We start from the raw sequence: 20,374 nt of genomic DNA on the forward strand, positions 1-20,374 counted from the left end.
TGATTCCATTTCGAACTCAGAAGTGAAACACAATAGCGGCGATGGTAGTGTGGGAGTTCCCATGTGAGAGTAGCACACTGCCAGGCTCTTAATTCCTACTCAGATAATGTCTGAGCATAAAAAGAAAAACGATAAGTACCAGTTTTTCCTGACGACAATAGCATTGTGGCACCACCTGACTCCATTTCGAACTCAGAAGTGAAACACAATAGCGGCGATGGTAGTGTGGGAGTTCCCATGTGAGAGTAGCACATTGTCAGGTTCCTATTTTAAACCCGCTTTTTGCGGGTTTTTTTATATCTTAAATTTAATTACAATACCTACCAGATTTTGACCTCTACTAGAACTTATTAATGAAGTACATTTTTTGCTTATTTTTATGTGCCTGTATGGCACTTATTTCTCTTACTGGCTGTTTTCCTACTCCTAGACCGAATCCATTAGCAGATGCGCCAATTTACCCAATTAAGCCATCAATTTTATATGATACAGTGCAAGAATATTGTGTTGATTGCCATAACGAAGACAAAATGAAAGGTAATTTGGATTTAACAAAAATAGTTGAGGGGAATTTAAATGATCATCCACTTATATGGCAAGATGTCGCTTATTCTCTAAAGCATAAAGAGATGCCGCCAGAAAAAGAGCATGTTTTAATACCAGATGATAATACTTATCGTGAGGTAAATTTATGGTTAGAGCAAAGGTTTAATTATAAAGCAGATAAAACAAACTCAGGATCTCAAGTCACCCCCGATTAGGCGGCTTGAGAGCTTTATTTTCCAGCGATTTATTTTTTACGCCAAGTGGTTCCGTTTGGACCATCTTCCAGTACAATATTCATGGCATTAAGTTTATCACGTGCTTCGTCTGCTTTTGCCCAGTCTTTATTGGCTCTGGCTTCTTTTCTTTGAATAATTAAACGTTCAATTTCAGCAACTTCATCTGAACTATCGTCCTGATTGCCCTGAAAAAATCCATCCGCTGAATTTTGTAATAAACCTAAAACTTCAGCCAAACTCACTAATAGATTAGCTAATTCAGTTGCTTTGTTTGAGTCAGTTGCTTTGTTTTGATTAATTTCTTTTGCTAAATCAAATAAAACAGACAGTGCAATCGGGGTATTAAAATCATCATCCATCGCCTGTACAAAACGTTTAATATAAATATTGTCACTGTTTGCAGACAGCTCTATGGTATGTTTAGTGACAGTTAAATAGCGAATTGCTGTGTATAATCTTTCTAATGATGCACGAGCCTGTTCTAAATTGTCTGTGGAATAGTTAAGCTGGCTTCTGTAATGACCAGATAATAAAAAGTAACGTACGGTTTCGGCATCATACTTTTCTAACACCTCGCGGATCGTGAAAAAGTTGCCGAGTGATTTGCTCATTTTTTCTTGGTCAACCTGCACCATACCAGAATGCATCCAGTAATTAACATAAGGTGTATCAAGTGCACAGCAAGATTGCGCTATTTCATTTTCGTGATGAGGAAAAGCCAAATCTGAGCCACCCCCATGAATATCAAAGTGATTTCCTAAAACTATGCTATTCATGGCCGAACACTCAATGTGCCAACCGGGCCTTCCATCGCCCCAAGGCGAGTGCCAGCTTGGTTCATTTGCTTTGGCCATTTTCCATAATACAAAATCTAATGGATTTTCTTTGCTCGAATCGGTTTCAACCCGTGCTCCTGCTTGTAGTTGAGATAAATCTTGTTTGCTTAATTTTCCATAATCCGCAAAACTATTAACTCTAAACATAACATCGCCATTGCTTGCTACATAAGCATGTTCTTTTGTTATTAGAGTTTTAACCATCTCAATTACAGCATCCATGTGTTGAGTCACTTTAGGCTCAATGTCAGGGCGAATTAAATTTAATGAATCAAAATCCTGATGCATATCTGCAATTGTTCTTTGTGTTAGTGATTCGCAGCTTTCGTTATTTTCAATTGCTCGTTTGATTATTTTGTCGTCTACATCGGTAATATTACGTACATAAGTCACTTCTAAGCCTTTGGCACGTAAATATCTGACCATATTATCAAATGCGATATAGGTTCGAGCGTGCCCAATATGACACAGATCATAAACAGTAACTCCGCATACGTACAAACCAACTTTGCCAGCTTGTATGGGCTTAAATTCTTGTTTTTCACGGGTTAAGGTATTAAAAATCTGCAACATAAGACTCTCTAATCAATGAATTCTCTAATAATATTTTGAATTTGCTATTCTAGCATTTCAGGCATTAAAAGGTTAATCACTTTTCGATATGTTTAAGTTAAGCTAAAATAAGTTTTTTTCTATTTTAGGTGGATTCATGATTACGTTTAAAACAAACTTTGGCGATATTAAAATTGAGCTTTTTGAAGACAAAGCGCCACAAACCGCAGCTAACTTTTTACAATATGCAAAAGATGGTTTTTATAACAATACTATTTTTCATCGTGTTATTAACGGATTTATGATTCAGGGCGGTGGAATGGAAGCGGGTATGAAAGAAAAAACGGCTCGCGCTCCAATCGAAAACGAAGCTGATAATGGGGTTAGCAATAAAATTGGTACGCTAGCGATGGCTCGTACTATGGATCCACATTCAGCAACTGCACAGTTTTTTATTAATGTCGCTAATAATACTTTTTTAGATTTTCGTGGTAAAAGCATGGATGGCTGGGGCTATTGTGTTTTTGGCGAAGTCGTTGAAGGTATGGATGTGGTTGAAAAAATTAAGGTTGTTAAAACGGGTAATGCTGGTATGCATCAGGATGTGCCAGTTGAAGATGTTGTGATTCAAGAAACAATTATTGATTAATATCATTAAGTAGCCTGCTAGCAGGCTACTTTTACTTTTGTTAAATGAGTAATGGTTTTTTATTATCTGTCACTCAAATGATTCTTTATTTTGGTTAATTAATGTCTGTATATTTTATCTCTGATTTGCACCTGTCTGAACAAACACCGAATATTAACCAAGCCCTGTTAACATTTCTTAATCAATTGCCAAGACAAACACAAGCTTTATATATTCTAGGCGACTTTTTAGAATATTGGATTGGTGATGATCATCCATCAGAATGGTTTAAACCAATTGAACTGGCATTAAAAGACTTATCTGAAAACACTTGCCCTATTTATTTTATTCATGGAAATCGAGATTTTTTAGTCGGTAAAAAATTTGCAAAACGTTGTGGCATGCAATTATTACCAGAACCCAGTGTTGTTGAACTATATGGGCAAAAAGTATTAATTATGCACGGTGATAGCTTATGTACACAGGATGAAAGTTATCAAAGCTACCGTAAATGGGTGCGAAAACCTTGGCTTCAATTTTTATTTTCTTTATTGCCAAAAGCAACGCGAGAGAAAATATTTGGTGCAGGCCGGGCAAAAAGTAAACAAAAGCAGCAAAATATTCAAAACATGTCAATTTTAGATGTGAGTCAACAAGCGGTTGCTGATGAAATGCAGGCATATCAGGTTAATATATTAATTCACGGGCATACTCACAGACCCGCTATTCACCAAAATGCGATCGCGCAAAACACTGGAATAAGAATAGTGCTTGGTGACTGGTATGACCAGGGAAGTGTTTTAGAAGTAAATCAAGACGGTTACCTATTGTATAGTCTACAATTTTAGTTGTTTGGAGATAATACAAGCTGAGTTACTTAGCCATATTTTAGGCTAACTGAGTTTAATTCAGGTTAAAACTGACACACTAAAACGGGGACGTTATGAGATACAAACTAGGGTTTTGCACATCTGCTGTATGTTCTGCACTATATTTCACTTCAATATCGGCATTTGCAGATATTAATTTTAATGGTTTTGCCCGTATTGCAGCTGGAACTACTTTAGAAAGTAATGAAGCTGTAATGGGCTATAAAGATAGTCTTGATTTTAAAAATGAAAGTTTATTTGCATTGCAGGCATCAGCTAATTTGGATGATGGCTTGTCAGCAACAGCTCAGTTTATGTCACGCGGTCGAGATGATTTTGAAGTAGATGTAGAATGGGCTTATTTGTCTTATGAACTAACAGACTCTACCCGTATTAATGCCGGCCGTTTACGCTTACCGTTTTTCAGGTATTCAGATTTTTTAGATGTTGGTTATGCCTATACTTGGGTGCGCCCACCTCAGGCTGTTTATGATTTACCTTATAGCTCGTATGATGGTTTAAGCATTTTACACTCTACTACTCTTGGCGATTTTGATATAGAAGTGCAAGGAACTTTAGGGACCGCTTCTGAAGAAATTGAAGTTGAAGGCACTCCAGCAAATACTGAGTTAGATGATTTATACGGGCTTAATTTATCAGCCACTTATGATTGGCTTTATCTACGTGCTGTTTATATGATAGGCCAAGCCAGTTTTGATATTTCTAATCCGCAGTTAAACCAATTATTGCAGGCGTTAATGTTAACTGGAAATAGCAATGCTGCAGAGCAAATTAAAGTCGATTCAGATTCAAGTTCATTTGCTGGTATTGGTTTTGGAGTCGATAAATCAGACTGGATTTTTCAAGGCGAAATTACCCAAACAAAAGTAGATGACTCTTTTATTGCGGACAGATACCGCAGCTATGTGTCTTTAGCGCATAGATTTGATGTATTAACCCCTTATATTACTTATCAAAAAATTGATGATAAAGCGAATCCAACCGGTTATAACTTGGCTGTCGAAAGTGGCGTTTTACCTGCTGATGTACTTGCAGGTATTAAGACATTTTTACAAAGTCAGGAGCAAGATGCAGAAGGCGAATATTATTCAATCGGCACACGTTATGATTTTCATCCATCGGCTAGCTTTAAAGCCGATTTAACGATTTGGAACGGTGAGTATACCCAAGATGCGCAAGTTATTTCGTTTGCAGTAGATATGGTATTTTAAGGAGCAAAACAATGTCCAAGATTTTTAAAGTTTTTCTTTTGATAAGTGTATTTATTTGTAGTCAAAGTTTTGCTGAAATTGCCGTTGTCGTTCATCCGTCTAATACGGCAGAAATTTCAGCCGATGATATTGAACGCATTTTTTTAGGTAAAAAGAAGACTTTCTCATCAGGTGAAACCGCAGTTCCGATTAATTTAAATGAAAGTAATAGCACCAGAGATGGTTTTAACGAAAAGGCGCTAAATAAAAGTAGCAGCCAGTTAAAAGCATATTGGTCAAAACTGGTATTTACCGGTAAAGGGACACCACCTAAAGAGGTTGATTCGGCACAAGAAGTGATCAAGCTGGTTTCAAGCAACCCAAATATGATCGGCTATGTAGATAGTAGTAATATTGATTCATCGGTAAAAGTTATTACTAAATTTGAGTAATACTAACATAGTGAAATTCTTAGCTTAAAACCGCTGTATGGCGGTTTTTTCTTATCTGTGAATCATTAAAGCTGTGATATACTCTGCTGAGTATTTTAGCTTGTATGTTTTTTGTGGAGAATCTTAATGATCCCTGTTGTGGCGCTTGTTGGCAGGCCAAATGTTGGTAAATCTACCTTATTTAATCGTTTTACGCGTTCTCGTGATGCATTGGTTGCAAACTTTCCTGGGTTAACACGCGATCGTCAATATGGCTCTGCTGAATACGGCGAATATCAATTTATTGTGATTGATACTGGTGGGATCACAGGTGATGAGCAAGGTATTGATTCTAAAATGGCGGAGCAGTCGCTTCAGGCAATTGAAGAAGCCGATGTCGTCATGTTTTTGGTAGACGCACGTGATGGCGTAACTGCGGCGGATCAAATGTTGGCTGATCATTTAAGAAAGATAAGCAAACCAGCCTATTTAGTTGCCAATAAAACCGATGGCATTGACGGCGATTCAGCCGTTGCTGAATTTTATAGTTTAGCTTTAGGCCCTGTTTATCAAATTGCGGCAGCTCATGGACGTGGCGTTAATGCTTTACTTGAGCAAACACTTGCACCTTTAGTTGAGCAGTTTCCTCAAATGCGAGTATTGTCTGAAGAAGAAAAAGCTCAAAAAGCCGAGAGTGAAGATGACAGCGAAAATACCGATGAATTAGCTAACCTTGACCCTAAAGCGATTAAACTGGCTATTGTTGGTCGCCCTAATGTTGGTAAATCAACTTTAACCAACCGTATTTTAGGGGAAGAAAGGGTTATTGTTTTTGATATGCCGGGTACAACTCGGGATAGCATTTATATTCCGATGGAGCGGGATAACCAACCTTATGTCATTATCGACACCGCTGGGGTTAGAAAACGTAAAAAAGTAAATGAAACCGTTGAAAAATTCTCTGTTATTAAAACCCTAAAAGCAATTGAAGATGCCAACGTGGTATTAATTGTGATTGATGCACGTGAAGGGATTAGTGATCAGGATTTAAGTTTATTAGGTTTTACTTTAAACGCGGGTCGCTCGGTTGTATTGGCTGTTAATAAATGGGACGGTTTAGATACTTATGTAAAAGAGCGCATTAAATCTGAAATTGATCGCCGTTTAGGTTTTATTGATTTTGCTCGTTTGCATTTTATTTCTGCATTACATGGCACCGGCGTTGGACATTTATTTGAATCTGTTACCGAAGCGTATGAATCAGCGACTCGTAAAATTACAACTTCATTACTGACCCGAGTAATGGAGTCTGCAATTTATGAACACCAGCCGCCATTAGTTCGTGGTCGTCGAGTTAAATTAAAATATGCACATGCTGGCGGACATAATCCACCGATTATTGTTATTCATGGTAATCAGGTGAGTGATTTACCGGATTCTTATAAGCGTTATCTAATGAACTATTTCAGAAAGTCATTAGATATGATGGGAACACCGATTCGGATTGAATTTAAAGAAAGCAGCAACCCATTTTCGACTAAAGATGATAGTAAGTTAACTTTAACTCAAATCAGAAACCGTCGCCGCATGCAAAGGTTTAGTATTGGCAAGCGTTAAGCTCAATACTCAGCAAATTTAAAGTACGCTAAGGGAGAATAAACTATTCTCCCTTATTTTTATCTATAAAGTGATAAATTTACTGACACCTAGCCTTGGTTTATATTACACTTTTGTTTCAGTTTTAATTTAATAAACTGAGTTGATTAGTTTAAATGACTGATTATCAGGGACTAACTTAGTCGGGTATTCCAACTCAGTGACACAATTATTGCAATTTTGTCTTAAATATTGCGTCTATTTCATAAAAGTGTCAAAAACCTAAACGATAATCGAATGGATGAATGATTATATGAGACCCAATAATATGTCACGCAGAATTCTTGTTGTAGAAGATGAAATGCCAATCCGCGATATGTTGGTTTTTGCATTGGAGCAAAAAGGTTACTACACGCTGGAAGCTGAAACTTATAATGAAGCACTTGATAAAATTGTAGAACCGTATCCGGATTTAATCCTGTTAGACTGGATGTTACCGGGCGGAAGTGGTATTCAGCTTGCTAAGCAGCTTAAACAAAACGAATATACCCGTCAAATTCCAATCATAATGCTAACGGCTCGTGGCGAAGAAGAAGATAAAATCCGAGGCCTTGAAGTAGGCGCGGATGATTATATGACGAAGCCGTTTTCACCAAAAGAGTTGTTAGCTCGAATTAGAGCCGTTATGCGCCGTGCGGCTCCAACCAGTGTTGAAGATATGATTCAGGTTCAAGGCTTAAAATTAGATCCTGTATCTCACCGTGTTAGCGCTAATGAAGATGGCCTAGATATGGGACCAACTGAGTTTAAATTATTACATTTCTTTATGTCACATCCTGAGCGAGTTTACAGTCGTGAACAGTTATTAGATCATGTGTGGGGCACGAATGTTTATGTTGAAGACAGAACGGTTGATGTTCATATCCGACGTTTACGCAAAGCTATTTCGTTGCATGGGCATGATCAAATGATCCAAACTGTACGTGGTGCAGGTTACAGGTTTTCTTCTAAAGTATAATGAATCAGCCAAGCCAGTACATAAGCGCATTCAGTCGCTTTTTAGTTTTAGCTTGTATCGCACTATTTATTGGCTGGCTGATTGATCAAATACTGCTTGTATTTGTTATTTTATTAGCCGGCTTATTTGCTTGGTACAGCTATAATTTAATTCGTTTAAATGAATGGTTGTGGAGTAAAAAAAATCTTTATCCGCCATCTAGTAACGGGATTTGGTCCGAAGTTTTTGATGGAATTTATCGGCTCCAGAAAAAAAACCGTTCTCGCCGTAAAGAGTTAGGTCAAGTATTAAAACGCTTTCGTGATGGCGCTGAAGCTCTGCCAGATGCCGCTGTAGTGGTGCAGTCTAACGGTCAAATTTTGTGGTGTAATAAACTTGCTCGTCATGTTTTTGGCTTACGTTGGCCAGAAGACACAGGTTTATTAATTACTAATCTGTTACGTCACCCTAATTTTATTGAACAGTTTAGTCAGCAAAAACTCAATTTGGACGCGCCTGTTGAAGCTGTCTTAATGCCATCTCCGATTGATCGTGAAAGTACAATTGAAATAAGAATGGTGCCTTATGCTTTAGGCCAGTTGCTTATTTTAGGGCGTGATGTGACTCAAATGCAGCGCCTTAACCAAATGCGTAAAGACTTTATTGCGAATGTATCACATGAATTAAGAACGCCATTAACTGTATTGCAAGGTTACCTTGAAATGATGCAAGATCCTGAAATGGGTGGTGCAGTACCGAGTACCCGAGCGGTTGGTATGATGTCGGATCAATGTGATCGTATGTTCAATCTGGTCAATCAACTGCTGGTATTATCCAGAATCGAAGCAAACCGCGATAATGTTTATGAGCATATAGTGGATGTTCCGGCGATGATGATGGTATTAGAAAAAGAAGCAGAGCAGTTAAACTCAGATCGACAACATAAAATCACGTTTGAAATTGATCAAAATTTATTGATTCATGGTATTGAAGATGAACTAAGAAGTGCTTTTACTAACTTAGTTAAAAATGCAATTCGATACACGCCAAATGGCGGTGAAATTAAAGTATGCTGGTGTAAAGTGAATCAGCAGGCTAAATTTGCTGTCACCGACAATGGTGATGGGATTGAAGCACAGCATTTATCCAGATTAACAGAGCGTTTTTATCGGGTAGATAAAGCCAGATCCCGTTCAACGGGTGGCTCAGGTTTAGGTTTATCTATTGTTAAGCATGTACTGGCACACCATAAATCAGAATTAGAGATTGATAGTGAAGTGGGTGAGGGTAGTTGCTTTTCTTTTAGTTTCCCCTCGGATCTCATTGCGCATCGCCGTAAACGCAAAATTCAATAATCATTTTATTGATAAACCCGGCTATAAAGCCGGGTTTTTTATACCGCTCTTACATGAAACACATGCTCAACCTGAGCAATTTTTTCAATTAAATCAGGATGAGCCTGCTGATCAATATCTAAAATAGTATAAGCGATGTTGTCTCGGCTACGATTGACCATATCAATCACATTGATATTTAAATCAGCTAGTAAATTAAGCACTTCACCGAGCACTTTAGGCACATTATCATTGGCAAAAGTAATGCGGTAACCTTGTGTTCTTTCCATACTGATATGCGGAAAATTCACCGAGTTTTTAATATTACCGTTTTCTAAAAAATCGATGAGCTGATCAGCCGCCATCACAGCACAGTTTTCTTCTGCCTCTGCAGTACTGGCGCCTAAGTGCGGGAATAACATAACTTTGTCGTGTTTAATCAAAGCTTGAGTCGGAAAATCTGCAATATAAGCACCGAGTTTGCCGTTATCTAATGCATTAATCACATCCGCTTCATTAATTAATTCGCCTCTGGCCAAGTTAATTAATTTAGCGCCTTGTTTGATTGCTGACAGGGTTTCCTGGTTGATTAAACCAATCGTTGCTTCAATGGCTGGTACATGCAAAGTGACATAATCTGAACGCGCCAATAACGAGTTTAAGTTATCGGCTTTTGCAACTTGGCTAGAAAGCCGCCATGCCGCATCAACACTGAGCTTTGGATCATAGCCGATAACCTGCATGCCTAAATTAAGTGCCATATTCGCAACTTTTGCACCAATCGCCCCTAACCCGACAACCCCCAAAGTTTTGCCTTCAAGCTCAAAACCACCAAATTGTTTTTTTCCAGCTTCTACTTGGGTATGTAATTGAGAGGAGTCAGTAATATCAGCCAAATTTTTAACATACGCCATGCTCTGGCTAATGCCCCTTGCGCCCAGTAATAAACTGGCCATCACCAGCTCTTTGACTGCATTGGCATTTGCACCTGGCGTATTAAATACCACAATGCCCTGATGAGTATAATCATTAACCGGAATGTTATTCACACCAGCTCCAGCTCTGGCGACAGCTAAAACGGATTTTGGCAGAGTTTCACTATGGAGTTTATGGCTGCGCAATAAAATTGCCTGAGGATCATTTTCGGTTGGACTCACCTGATAGTTTTGAGACGGGAAGCGGTTTAGCCCTTTGGCCGCAATATTATTATAAGTTCTGATTGTTTTCATTTTATTAGTGCTTACATTTAAGGTTTAACAGACTGATTGAAGACAGCAAACTTTCAATGATTTTAAATCAACAAATTAATAACATTTAATTTGTAAAAGGGCAAACAGGAAAAAGAAAATAAAATTAGACAGCACCAACAAAAATGCCAGCATCACGCTGGCATTTTTCATTAGAAAAGTAATTAACCTAAGCTGTTACTTGCTGATATGCCCAGCTTAACCAAGGCAATAAAGCTTTAAGGTCGCTTTCTTCTACGGTTGCACCACACCAAACTCTCAATCCGGCAGGCGCATCACGGTATGCACCAATATCGTAAGCAACTTGCTCATCATCCAATAATTTTATGATAGCTTTAACTTGATCTTCGCTGGCTTTTAATTGGAAACAAACACTGGTATTTGAACAAATATCGTCTGATTCAGCTAAAAATTCAATCCAATCATTTTGAGCAACAAACTCTTTAAATACAGCTAAATTAGCTTCACTTTTAGCTATAGCAGCAGATAAGCCACCAATTTGGTCAACCCAGTTTAGTGCATCTAAATAATCTTCAACACATAACATAGATGGGGTATTAATGGTTGAGCCTTCAAAAATACCATCGATCAGTTTACCGCCTTTAGCCATGATAAATATTTTTGGCATTGGCCAGCTTGGGGTATAGCTTTCTAATCTGGCAACCGCTCTTGGGCTTAATACGATCACCCCATGCGCACCTTCACCACCTAATACTTTTTGCCAGCTAAAAGTTGCAACATCAATTTTATCCCAAGGCATTTCCATCGCAAAAACAGCGCTGGTAGCATCACAAATTGTTAAACCAGTGCGATTATCTGAGATCCAATCTGCATTATTTACTTTTACGCCAGAAGTTGTTCCATTCCAAGTAAAGATAATATCGTGATCCGGATTTGCTTGACTAAAATCCGGTAATTGACCATAAGCGGCACTAAATGAACGCGCATTTTCTAATTTTAATTGTTTTGCTATATCACTTGCCCAACCGGCCCCAAAAGATTCCCATGAAAATACATCAACTGGTCTTTCACCTAATAAAGACCACATTGCCATTTCCATTGCTCCAGTATCAGAACCGGGCACAATACCTACTTTGTATCCTTGTGGTAACTCAAGTAAACGGGCGGTTTCATCTATTGCCAGTTTTAACTTATTTTTACCTAATTTGCTGCGGTGAGAACGCCCTAAAGATGAAGTATCTAACGCAGATAAATTATAACCCGGACGTTTAGTACACGGGCCTGATGAAAAGTTAGGATTAGCAGGTTTGATGCTAGGTTTCATTTAATATCCTTTGGGTTAATTCGTGATGAATAAATTTTGCTGATATTGCCTTATTTTTTATTTTCTCTCAAGATTTGTTTGTCATTAGCAGACTTATTCGCTCAATTTCAGACCTTAACTTTTGGTTATTTTTCACTAAATTTTAAGCTGGCACGGATGATTTTTGGGCAGGATCTCTTCAATTTCTGTCAACATTGCTTGTATTTCATTTAAATCAAACGGGTTTGAGATATGAGTTTTGATATCAAATACAACAGATTCTAAATACTGGCATAATATGTTTATCGCTTCTTGATTTTGCCGCGCCACAAATAAAATATTTTTAATTGCTTCAAGTAAATTAGACATGACCACCGCATCGGTTTTTGCATAATAACGAATTGGACTAAAGTTATCGTGCAATAACTCCATTAGCGAGGTTTCATGAAAAAACAGCCAAGGTTTCTCTTTTGCATGGTTAAAGGAATAATTTACATCTTTAATATCCAGCCGCTTAATTAATAATATGCTCAGCATATCAATTGCTTTAAGTGCGGTGCCGGGATCATTGATTCCCGGGCTCATTGCTTTTACGGCAATTTCAGAAATTTGGGTTAAACCGTAACGATAATGGTCGCTAATAAACTCTTCTACATAAAATACAAAGCAACTTAAAATTTCATCCTGTAGCTCTGGGTTTGTTGATAGATCCTGACTGGACTTTAAAAAAGGATAACCCTCAACGGTAAAGTAGCCTTGTTTGACACAAATAAATAATCTTAAATTATTTTGCTCCAATATTTTACAAAGCTTATTGGTATTAACGCCTTTGTAATAGCCTGCATATTTACTTTTAATGCCATACCACTGGCTAAAATCCGGCATGTCAGGAGAGTCAGTGTTTTGCTGATGCTGTTTTATATTGTCAAGCTCGTTTTTGGTATGAATAAACAAATCATTTAATACATTATCGACTTGAATCGCTTTGGATATTGAGTGAATAAAAAAGACAAATAAAGCTAAACATAACAAACCAAACAGTAATGAAAATAAAATACTTAAACTTGGCACACCTTGATTTGTTTGTTTTAAGTTAATTAATAAAATAATCGAATAAATGATGGAGCCTAAATAAACCCCTAAGACAATCTGGTGGGATTTTCGGGTAATTAACCCAGGGATGACTCTGGGTGAGAGCGCAGAACTCGCTTGGTTTAGCACTATCATCACCATAGAAAAGCTAAAGACAGTCAGCGAAATAGTGCTACCAATTAAGATGCTTAAAATGGTTCTGGCGTTATCTGGTGAGTCTATCAAAACAAAAGAAATCACTTCTTTTAGTTTGGTAAAAACAGGGTGGTACTCCAAAATAATACAGATAAAAGCAAACAGTAAAAATACGACACTTAATAACGATGGCAAAAAACCTATGCTACTAATTAATTCTCTGTAGTGTTTCGCTAATTTCCTAGGTGTAAACATTTGAAATCCTTATCTAATTTCAATGATAAAGTGCTCTTAATGACAACTAAGTGTAACTAAGCTATATTAATTATTTTATTCAGATAATAAGCCAGTGAAAGAATACGAACTTAGTTTTGCAAAACTGATAATACATGATTCTAGTTTAGTTGAAGTAATTATTAATTCTGGTGTTTTGGTGGATTTGCCTAAGGTAGATGAATACCATAGTTTTTTATTAAATTATTTAACAGCACCATTTAATGTATTGATTAACAAAGTCAACTCTTATAGCTACGATGAAGCAGCTATAAGGGAAATTGGGACGTTAAGAGAAATCAATGCTCTTGCTTTTTTAACTTATAATAAAATTAGTTTTTTAGCGACTCAGTCTTTATTTAACTATAGTCGGAGCCGAGATTGGAAGTGCCAATGCTTTCAAAATAAAGAAAAAGCTTTTGAATGGCTAAAACGGCAAACATAGTTAATATTGTTAGTCGGTATTGCTTTTATCAACTCTGTTTTGCTGACGCTTTTGCCAGTTTTTACGTACAGAGACACGCCAAAGAATATTCATTAAAAAATAACCCAGTGTTGAAAAGAGAATCGCACAGATAAAGCAACCCAGTAGCAAAGCAGGGCCGATAGTCGACATACTTTGTACCAGCCAGTCCCAACTGAGTTGAAAATGAAATTGCAAAGGCTCAATACCTAGCACAGTTGCACCTAATAAATAACAACCAAAAAAGATGGGTGGTATGGTAATTGGATTCGTTAGCCAAACAATGACGACAGATAGGGGCAGATTTACTCTGAATAAAATTGCACCAGCGGCTGAGAGCCACATTTGAAACGGTACCGGCATAAACGCATTAAACAAGCCTAAAGCAAATGCCCCCGCAACTGATTTACGGTTTAAATGCCATAGGTTTGGATCATGCAATAAAGTGCCAAAAATTTTCAGAGACTTCTGGCTTTTAATTTTGTGATGGTCCGGTAAACATCGCTGTATTAATTTTTTCGGCATACAGTCATTACTAATATCAAAGTTAGGTTAAACACATGGAAGCGTTGTTACTTGCTTTTATCGGCGGCAATTTTATTGCAAACATTTTTCCGACTTTACTCTCGGTTAATGAATGCATTGTGACAATTGGACTGATATTAATCTTAATTGTTTTAAGACGTTATGCGCTTGCCACAGGTTTACTTGGTTTTTTAATTGTGTCTTTGGCAATGATTGTTTACACGCCTTGGACACCAAGCTATACCGATGTGGGCAGGGATATTAGCATAATAGGCAGAGTCAGCACACTAATAAAAAATGAAAATGATCAAATTCGTTTTAATTTAAAAATTAATTGCCTGAAAAATGTTAAAAACCGCACAAATTCACCTAATTTATTGATAGTTGAACAATGTAAGCTCGCAAATAACCAAGATTATCAAGCTTTGCTAGTGCCTGCTTTAATCCGCCTATCATGGTATCGGCCAAATATTGAGTTAAAACAAGGCGATTTGCTTAAACTTAAGGTTAGGTTAAAGCCGGTTTATGGTTTACATAATCAAGCAGGGTTTGATTATCAGCAGTGGCTTATCAGCGAAAAAATGGTTGCGACAGGTTATATCAAGCAACTGGATGTGATGAAAAGTGACTCGGCACTTAGGCAAAGGCTATTTGATTTTTATCAAATTAAATTAAGTCAGTATCAGCATCAGGATTTAATGATGGGTCTTATTTTAGGTGAGCGAGGCTTAATTCCTGATGATAAATGGCAAGTATTAAAACAAACCGGAACGGCTCACTTATTAGCGGTATCCGGTTTGCATTTAGGTTTGGTATTTGGATTCTTCTGGCTGATTTTTAAACTGGTTTTTAGGCCCTTTGCCTTGCTTTTAAAACTAAACCTAGAAAATACCAGTTTATTGTGTGCTCTTATTTTTGTCTGGTTATTTTGTTTTATTACTGGGTTTGGATTAGCAGCTATCAGAGCGGCTATTTTTATCACGGCATTTAGCATGTTTAGCCTGTTTAATTGGCATGTTAGGTTAAGGTTCCGGTTTCTAGTCTCAAGTAGCCTTGTTTTGGTGATATTTCCGTTAAGTAGTTTGGCTATTTCGTTTTGGTTATCCTTTATAGCTGCGGGGTTAATCATCTGTTTAATTTGGTGGTTTAGCTGGCATTTAAAGTTATCCAGCTTTTTATTAATTAAACAGTTTTTTATCTTACAGTTATTGTTGGGCTTATTACTGATCCCAATTCAGGTGATCTTTTTTCAACATATTCCATTACTTGGTATTTTTGCGAATTTATTGGCAATCCCTTTAATTAGTTTTTGGGTTTTGCCAGTGTCTTTAATCTGTGCTTTATTGCTTTTATTTTTGCCTGTTGCCAATCCAATTTCGGAACTGCTATTAAAGCTAACAGATTGGTTTTTAAATTTACTTTGGTATTGGCTCAATGGATTAAATGAGTTTAATCATGCTTATTTCCCCTTATCTAATCTGACAGGGTTAGGTTTTTTATTGCTTGTTTTGACATTAATCATTGTGATTTATTTAATGCCAGTTAAAAAGCAGAGTTGGATTTTAATTAGCATCAGCTGTATTAGCTTAAGTTATGCTTATTTTAAACCGGTAAGTCAACAGTGGCAGCTTGATGTATTAGATGTTGGGCAGGGCTTGGCCGTTTTAATCAGTAAAGATAATCATGCGGTTTTGTATGATACCGGAGATGCGTATCAATCCGGTTTTAATTTATTTGAAGCTGTGGTTGAACCAGTTTTAATTGCCAGGCAAAGCCAGTTGATAGCTGTAGTTATTAGCCATCCAGATAAAGATCATGCCGGTGGACTTAAATATATCCGGCAATATTATCCGCATGTCCCAGTGTGGCAGGGTAGTGCAGAATGCAAAACATTTAGTGAGCAAGGTTATTTAGGACTTAACTGGCAATTTTTCTCAACACAGCAGCTGGCTTTATCTGGCCAGTCAACGAATAATGATTCCTGCGTATTTAAAGTCAGTTTTGCTCAGCACTCGGTTTTATTAACCGGAGATATTGAAGCGCCAGCGGAAACATTTTTAACGCAGCAATATCGCACAGATTTAAAAGCCGATATTATGTTAGTGCCTCATCATGGTAGCGCAACTTCGTCTACGTTTGATTTTATCGCTGCCGTTTCGCCTAACTGGGCGGTGAATAGCAGTGGCTTATTTAACCGATTTTCACACCCTAATAAATTAGTCACAGAGCGTTATCGGCAATTTAATATTCCGTTTTTAAATACAGCCCAGCATGGGCAAATTCAATTTAAACTCTCTGAATCAGGAATAAAGCTAAGCACTTATGCTGATTCATTTTTACTCCCTTGGCATGGGAAAATTTTTAAGGATGATCTTTAACAAAATAGCGATTAGAATAGCGCGTCTTTTTCATTATTCGTAACGCCAAAAGCCAGATTATGAAGCTAAACTATACTGCTCCACCTATCGCGCCAGATTCTACAGGTCCTATTTTTAAACGGTTACTCAAATATGCTCAAAATTATCGTGTTGGATTTATTCTAGCCATTGTTGGAATGGTTGTTTATTCCAGTATAGATGCATTTTTCTTTTCTCAAATTCAAACCTTTATAGACAAAGGGCTAACTCAAAAAAATAGTGAGTTGCTATTTTACATGGGGCTGGCTATTCCTTTTATTTTTATTGCGCGTGGCATCGCTAATTTTATAGCAACTTATAGTTTAAGTTGGGTTGGTACACATGTTGTTAATGAGCTCAGGCAAGATGTGTTTAATCATTTAATGAAAGTACCAGTTTCTTTTCACGATCAAAATTCAACCGGCGATATGATCGCCAAAATCACCTATGACATTGAACAAGTGCAAGCGGCGTCTAGCAAAGCCTTGATGACATTAGTACGTGAAGGCGCATTTGTTTTAGGTTTGCTGGTGGTGATGTTTTATTTAAGCTGGCAGCTATCGTTAGTTTTTTTAGTAATTGGGCCTGTTGTTGGCGTGGTTGTTAAATATGTTAGTCGCCGTTTTAGAATGGTGAGTAAACGCATTCAAAAAGCAATGGGTAATGTGACTTCAATTTCAGAGCAAATGCTTAATGGTCACAAAGTTGTGGTGATGCACGGCGCGCAAAATATTGAATCTGATAAGTTTGCTGATATTACCCGTAAAACCAGACAGCAGCAGATGAAATTGGTCAGCACCCGTGCGCTGAGTGTGTCTGCTATTCAAATCATCGCATCTTTAGCTTTGGCTTCAGTTTTACTAATTGCCAGTAATCCAAGTTTTTTAGATAGCTTAACAACAGGTGCGTTTACCACTGTACTAACTTGTATGATGACTTTACTGCGCCCTTTAAAATTGTTAACCACAGTCAACAGTGAATTTCAAAAAGGGATGGCAGCTTGCGCCAGTGTATTTGAATTATTGGATGAAGCGGCTGAAAATGACTGCGGCGAAAAAGTGATTGAACGGGCCAAAGGTAAACTTGAACTAAGTGATTTAAATTTTACTTATTTAGGTAAAGAACAACCAACATTAACCGATATTAATTTAACTATTGAGCCAGGCACAACTGTGGCTTTAGTTGGTAAATCTGGCAGTGGCAAATCCACTATTACCAATTTATTAACTCGGTTTTATGAGTATGATTCGGGTGACATTAAATTGGATGGGATGCCAATTCGCTCGCTTAAACTGGCTTCGTTAAGACAGCAGTTTGCGATGGTATCTCAGCATGTCATTTTATTTAACGATACAATTGCTAATAATATCGCTTATGGCATGTTAGATAGTGTGAGCCGTGAACAAATTGAAGCTGCCGCTAAAGCCGCTTATGTCACTGATTTTACAGATTCAATGCCGCAAGGGTTAGATACTCAGGTAGGTGAAAACGGAATGAACTTATCCGGTGGACAAAGGCAAAGAATTACTATCGCCCGCGCTATTTTGCGTGATGCACCTGTGCTGATTTTAGATGAGGCAACCTCAGCTTTAGATACTGAGTCAGAAAAACGAATTCAAACGGCAATTGAAAGTTTAAGCCATAATAAAACCGTAATTGTGGTGGCGCACAGACTATCAACTATCGAAAAGGCCGATAAAATTGTTGTAATGGACAAAGGTAAAATTATTGAATCTGGCACTCATCAAAGCTTGTTGGCACAAAATGGAGTTTACCGCCAAATTTATGATATTCAATTTGTAGGACATTAATGAATTGGTTTGAAAAAGGTTGGTACGGCCAGCATAACTGGATTTATGGATTATTACCGTTATCCGGTTTATTTTGGCTGTTATCACTGCTGCGCCGCTGGCTATTTAAAATAGGGCTTAAAAAAAGTCATAAACTGCCAGTGCCGGTTGTGGTCGTTGGCAATATCACGGTTGGCGGCACAGGTAAAACCCCATTTGTAATATGGCTAGTGGCTGAGTTACAAAAACAGGGTTTCAAGCCTGGGGTAATTAACCGCGGTTATGGTAGTGAACTAGGTAAAATTAATAAAGTTGTTTCTACTCAGGATACAGCGCAACAAGTTGGAGATGAGGCTAAGTTAATTGCGTTAAATAGCAAAGTGCCCGTAGCTGTTGGTCGTAATCGGATTAAAAGTGCAAATTTATTAATGGCGCAGGGATGCAATATTTTAGTTTGTGATGATGGGCTGCAGCATTACAAACTTCAGCGTGACTTGGAAATTATTTTAATTGATGGCAGCAGGCAATTAGGTAACCATTGTTTGTTACCCTCCGGACCGCTACGAGAAGGAAAGTGGCGATTATCAAGCACGCCTTTTGTGATTCAAAACGGATCGCAGCCAACGGAATTCAGTAAATTTAAATTTGCTACACAAGCTTTGCCGCCCAAACCTATCTTGGCTGGCTCAGTTCAAAAATTTGACTTAAACTTAGCTTATTATGCAGTTTGTGGTATTGGTAACCCAAATCGTTTTTACCAGACCCTTAATGAGAAAAATATTCAGTTGCTTGAAAAATATAGCTTTATCGACCATCATCAATTTACGCTAAAAGATTTTGACAAATGCACAGGTGCAGGTGTCATTATGACTGAAAAAGACGCAGTGAAGTGTTATTCATTTGCACAGCCAAACTGGTGGTTTTTACCAATAACAATCAAACCAGACCCTGAATTTATTCGTTTATTATTAAACCAGCTTACTCATTTACGGAATCAATATGGTATTTGATAAAAAATTACTTGAAATTATTGCCTGCCCAAATTGTAAAGGAAAATTAGACTATCAACTTGAACTGTCAGAACTTTGGTGTCGAGGTGAACGTTTGGGCTTTCCGGTAAAAGATGGAATACCTGTTTTACTTGAACCTAAAGCTCGTACGCTTGAATTAGAAGAGGTTGAATAATGAGTTACACAATTATAATCCCCGCTCGTTTTGCATCTACTAGATTCCCAGGAAAACCTTTAGTTGAAATAGCAGGCAAAACTATGCTGCATAGGGTATATAAGCAGTGTAAAAAAACTACAGCGAATCGTGTTGTAATTGCAACAGACGATGACCGAATTGCTGAGGAAGCTGATAAAATAGGGGCTGAAATTTGTATGACGGACTCAGAACATCAATCTGGCACAGCTAGAATTGGTGAGGTTATCCAAACACTTGGTATTAAAGATGATGAGATTGTAGTTAATGTTCAGGGAGACGAACCTTTTATTCCAAGTGCAGTTATCGAGCAAGTAGCAAGTAATATGGCTTTATATACTGAAGCTGATATGGCTACATTAGCGGTCCCAATTGAAGATGCTGAAGAAATATTTAATTCTAATGCAGTTAAAGTTGTGACTGATAAAAACGGTTATGCATTATATTTTAGTCGAGCGCCGATTCCTTATGACAGAGACCAGTTTTCAAAGCAGAGTATAAAACAACTTAGCCCTATTTATTTACGTCATATAGGTCTATATGCTTACCGTTCCTCTTTTGTTAAACAGTATCTAAATTGGCCTGCTTCCCCATTGGAAACCATTGAATCTTTAGAGCAACTTAGGGTATTGTGGCATGGCGAAAAAATTCATGTCGGTATTGCAAACGAAAAACCTCCTGCTGGAATAGATACACCTGATGATCTAGAACAAGCAATTAAATATCTGAAAAATAAAAAGAAGTAAAAGA

19 protein-coding genes and 1 rRNA gene are annotated in these 20,374 nt (G+C 37.5%); 15 read left to right on the plus strand and 5 right to left on the minus strand.

The window, feature by feature from the left end:
• Window positions 1-147 precede the first annotated feature (147 nt).
• A 5S ribosomal RNA gene (rrf, locus tag N7931_RS08385) occupies window positions 148-262 on the plus strand.
• Window positions 263-389: 127 nt separating this feature from the next.
• Window positions 390-761 carry a c-type cytochrome domain-containing protein gene (locus tag N7931_RS08390; RefSeq protein ID WP_262793341.1) on the plus strand — a complete coding sequence of 124 codons (372 nt, stop codon included), beginning with the start codon at window positions 390-392 and terminating at the stop codon, window positions 759-761.
• Between the two features lie 29 nt (window positions 762-790).
• Here the strand turns inward: N7931_RS08390 and cysS are convergent, their stop codons facing one another.
• Window positions 791-2,191, minus strand: a complete 1,401-nt coding sequence (gene cysS / locus N7931_RS08395) for a cysteine--tRNA ligase (protein WP_262793342.1) — start codon at window positions 2,189-2,191, stop codon at window positions 791-793.
• A gap of 136 nt (window positions 2,192-2,327) precedes the next feature.
• On the opposite strand from cysS, the gene N7931_RS08400 reads away from it, so the two are divergent.
• From N7931_RS08400 to phoR, 7 genes are all read left to right on the plus strand, one after another.
• A complete protein-coding gene (locus tag N7931_RS08400) occupies window positions 2,328-2,819 on the plus strand; it encodes a peptidylprolyl isomerase (RefSeq protein ID WP_262793343.1) in 492 nt (163 codons plus the stop codon).
• 101 nt (window positions 2,820-2,920) lie between these two features.
• Window positions 2,921-3,646 (plus strand): UDP-2,3-diacylglucosamine diphosphatase, encoded by a 726-nt coding sequence (locus N7931_RS08405; RefSeq protein ID WP_262793344.1) that lies wholly within the window; start codon window positions 2,921-2,923, stop codon window positions 3,644-3,646.
• A 95-nt stretch (window positions 3,647-3,741) separates the two neighbouring features.
• Window positions 3,742-4,899 carry a porin gene (locus N7931_RS08410; protein WP_262793345.1) on the plus strand — a complete coding sequence of 386 codons (1,158 nt, stop codon included), beginning with the start codon at window positions 3,742-3,744 and terminating at the stop codon, window positions 4,897-4,899.
• 11 nt (window positions 4,900-4,910) lie between these two features.
• Entirely contained in the window at window positions 4,911-5,330 is a 420-nt protein-coding gene (locus N7931_RS08415; protein ID WP_262793346.1) for a phosphate ABC transporter substrate-binding protein, read from the plus strand.
• A 126-nt stretch (window positions 5,331-5,456) separates the two neighbouring features.
• The gene (gene der, locus N7931_RS08420; protein WP_262793348.1) at window positions 5,457-6,926 is read left to right on the plus strand and encodes a ribosome biogenesis GTPase Der; all 1,470 of its coding nucleotides are present in this window, start codon (window positions 5,457-5,459) and stop codon (window positions 6,924-6,926) included.
• Window positions 6,927-7,233: 307 nt separating this feature from the next.
• Window positions 7,234-7,923 (plus strand): phosphate regulon transcriptional regulator PhoB, encoded by a 690-nt coding sequence (gene phoB, locus N7931_RS08425; protein ID WP_262793440.1) that lies wholly within the window; start codon window positions 7,234-7,236, stop codon window positions 7,921-7,923.
• Complete coding sequence (gene phoR, locus N7931_RS08430; protein WP_262793350.1) at window positions 7,923-9,257, plus strand: phosphate regulon sensor histidine kinase PhoR; 1,335 nt, start codon at window positions 7,923-7,925, stop codon at window positions 9,255-9,257. Before phoB ends, phoR begins: the two co-directional genes overlap by 1 nt.
• 38 nt (window positions 9,258-9,295) lie before the next feature.
• On the opposite strand, the gene N7931_RS08435 is transcribed toward phoR, so the two are convergent.
• The 3 genes from N7931_RS08435 to N7931_RS08445 form a co-directional block, all read right to left on the minus strand.
• Entirely contained in the window at window positions 9,296-10,465 is a 1,170-nt protein-coding gene (locus tag N7931_RS08435; RefSeq protein ID WP_262793351.1) for a 3-phosphoglycerate dehydrogenase family protein, read from the minus strand.
• 187 nt (window positions 10,466-10,652) lie between these two features.
• Entirely contained in the window at window positions 10,653-11,768 is a 1,116-nt protein-coding gene (locus N7931_RS08440; RefSeq protein ID WP_262793353.1) for a phosphoserine transaminase, read from the minus strand.
• A gap of 135 nt (window positions 11,769-11,903) precedes the next feature.
• Window positions 11,904-13,229, minus strand: a complete 1,326-nt coding sequence (locus N7931_RS08445) for a DUF2254 domain-containing protein (RefSeq protein WP_262793354.1) — start codon at window positions 13,227-13,229, stop codon at window positions 11,904-11,906.
• 94 nt (window positions 13,230-13,323) lie between these two features.
• Between N7931_RS08445 and N7931_RS08450 the strand changes: the two genes are divergently transcribed.
• Window positions 13,324-13,692: a hypothetical protein gene (locus tag N7931_RS08450; protein ID WP_262793356.1), complete on the plus strand. Its 369-nt coding sequence runs from the start codon at window positions 13,324-13,326 to the stop codon at window positions 13,690-13,692.
• A gap of 9 nt (window positions 13,693-13,701) precedes the next feature.
• On the opposite strand, the gene N7931_RS08455 is transcribed toward N7931_RS08450, so the two are convergent.
• Entirely contained in the window at window positions 13,702-14,235 is a 534-nt protein-coding gene (locus N7931_RS08455; RefSeq protein WP_262793357.1) for a DUF2062 domain-containing protein, read from the minus strand.
• 35 nt (window positions 14,236-14,270) lie between these two features.
• Here N7931_RS08455 and N7931_RS08460 point away from each other — a divergent pair, with 35 nt between their 5' ends.
• The 5 genes from N7931_RS08460 to kdsB are packed head-to-tail and all read left to right on the plus strand — an operon-like array spanning window position 14,271 to window position 20,370.
• The gene (locus tag N7931_RS08460) at window positions 14,271-16,613 is read left to right on the plus strand and encodes a DNA internalization-related competence protein ComEC/Rec2 (RefSeq protein WP_262793358.1); all 2,343 of its coding nucleotides are present in this window, start codon (window positions 14,271-14,273) and stop codon (window positions 16,611-16,613) included.
• Between the two features lie 59 nt (window positions 16,614-16,672).
• Window positions 16,673-18,442, plus strand: a complete 1,770-nt coding sequence (msbA, locus tag N7931_RS08465; protein ID WP_262793359.1) for a lipid A export permease/ATP-binding protein MsbA — start codon at window positions 16,673-16,675, stop codon at window positions 18,440-18,442.
• Complete coding sequence (lpxK, locus tag N7931_RS08470; RefSeq protein ID WP_262793361.1) at window positions 18,442-19,431, plus strand: tetraacyldisaccharide 4'-kinase; 990 nt, start codon at window positions 18,442-18,444, stop codon at window positions 19,429-19,431. Before msbA ends, lpxK begins: the two co-directional genes overlap by 1 nt.
• Window positions 19,421-19,606: a Trm112 family protein gene (locus N7931_RS08475; protein ID WP_262793362.1), complete on the plus strand. Its 186-nt coding sequence runs from the start codon at window positions 19,421-19,423 to the stop codon at window positions 19,604-19,606. The genes lpxK and N7931_RS08475 overlap by 11 nt, the downstream gene beginning before the upstream one ends.
• On the plus strand, window positions 19,606-20,370 hold the full coding sequence (gene kdsB / locus N7931_RS08480; protein ID WP_262793364.1) for a 3-deoxy-manno-octulosonate cytidylyltransferase: 765 nt from the start codon (window positions 19,606-19,608) through the stop codon (window positions 20,368-20,370). The genes N7931_RS08475 and kdsB overlap by 1 nt, the downstream gene beginning before the upstream one ends.
• Window positions 20,371-20,374 lie beyond the last annotated feature (4 nt).

The organism is Catenovulum sp. 2E275, from assembly GCF_025515275.1.
In the GTDB taxonomy this organism is placed as follows: domain Bacteria; phylum Pseudomonadota; class Gammaproteobacteria; order Enterobacterales; family Alteromonadaceae; genus Catenovulum.

Excerpts from the sequence above, each read along its gene's own strand:
- N7931_RS08445 (WP_262793354.1), bottom strand. The coding sequence starts at position 13,229 with ATGTTTACACCTAGGAAATTAGCGAAACACTACAGAGAATTAATTAGT.
- der (WP_262793348.1), top strand. The coding sequence starts at position 5,457 with ATGATCCCTGTTGTGGCGCTTGTTGGCAGGCCAAATGTTGGTAAATCT.
- N7931_RS08435 (WP_262793351.1), bottom strand. The coding sequence starts at position 10,465 with ATGAAAACAATCAGAACTTATAATAATATTGCGGCCAAAGGGCTAAAC.
- lpxK (WP_262793361.1), top strand. The coding sequence starts at position 18,442 with ATGAATTGGTTTGAAAAAGGTTGGTACGGCCAGCATAACTGGATTTAT.
- N7931_RS08455 (WP_262793357.1), bottom strand. The coding sequence starts at position 14,235 with ATGCCGAAAAAATTAATACAGCGATGTTTACCGGACCATCACAAAATT.
- N7931_RS08475 (WP_262793362.1), top strand. The coding sequence starts at position 19,421 with ATGGTATTTGATAAAAAATTACTTGAAATTATTGCCTGCCCAAATTGT.
- N7931_RS08390 (WP_262793341.1), top strand. The coding sequence starts at position 390 with ATGGCACTTATTTCTCTTACTGGCTGTTTTCCTACTCCTAGACCGAAT.
- N7931_RS08400 (WP_262793343.1), top strand. The coding sequence starts at position 2,328 with ATGATTACGTTTAAAACAAACTTTGGCGATATTAAAATTGAGCTTTTT.
- cysS (WP_262793342.1), bottom strand. The coding sequence starts at position 2,191 with ATGTTGCAGATTTTTAATACCTTAACCCGTGAAAAACAAGAATTTAAG.
- kdsB (WP_262793364.1), top strand. The coding sequence starts at position 19,606 with ATGAGTTACACAATTATAATCCCCGCTCGTTTTGCATCTACTAGATTC.
- N7931_RS08460 (WP_262793358.1), top strand. The coding sequence starts at position 14,271 with ATGGAAGCGTTGTTACTTGCTTTTATCGGCGGCAATTTTATTGCAAAC.
- N7931_RS08440 (WP_262793353.1), bottom strand. The coding sequence starts at position 11,768 with ATGAAACCTAGCATCAAACCTGCTAATCCTAACTTTTCATCAGGCCCG.
- phoB (WP_262793440.1), top strand. The coding sequence starts at position 7,234 with ATGTCACGCAGAATTCTTGTTGTAGAAGATGAAATGCCAATCCGCGAT.
- N7931_RS08405 (WP_262793344.1), top strand. The coding sequence starts at position 2,921 with ATGTCTGTATATTTTATCTCTGATTTGCACCTGTCTGAACAAACACCG.
- N7931_RS08415 (WP_262793346.1), top strand. The coding sequence starts at position 4,911 with ATGTCCAAGATTTTTAAAGTTTTTCTTTTGATAAGTGTATTTATTTGT.
- phoR (WP_262793350.1), top strand. The coding sequence starts at position 7,923 with ATGAATCAGCCAAGCCAGTACATAAGCGCATTCAGTCGCTTTTTAGTT.
- msbA (WP_262793359.1), top strand. The coding sequence starts at position 16,673 with ATGAAGCTAAACTATACTGCTCCACCTATCGCGCCAGATTCTACAGGT.
- N7931_RS08410 (WP_262793345.1), top strand. The coding sequence starts at position 3,742 with ATGAGATACAAACTAGGGTTTTGCACATCTGCTGTATGTTCTGCACTA.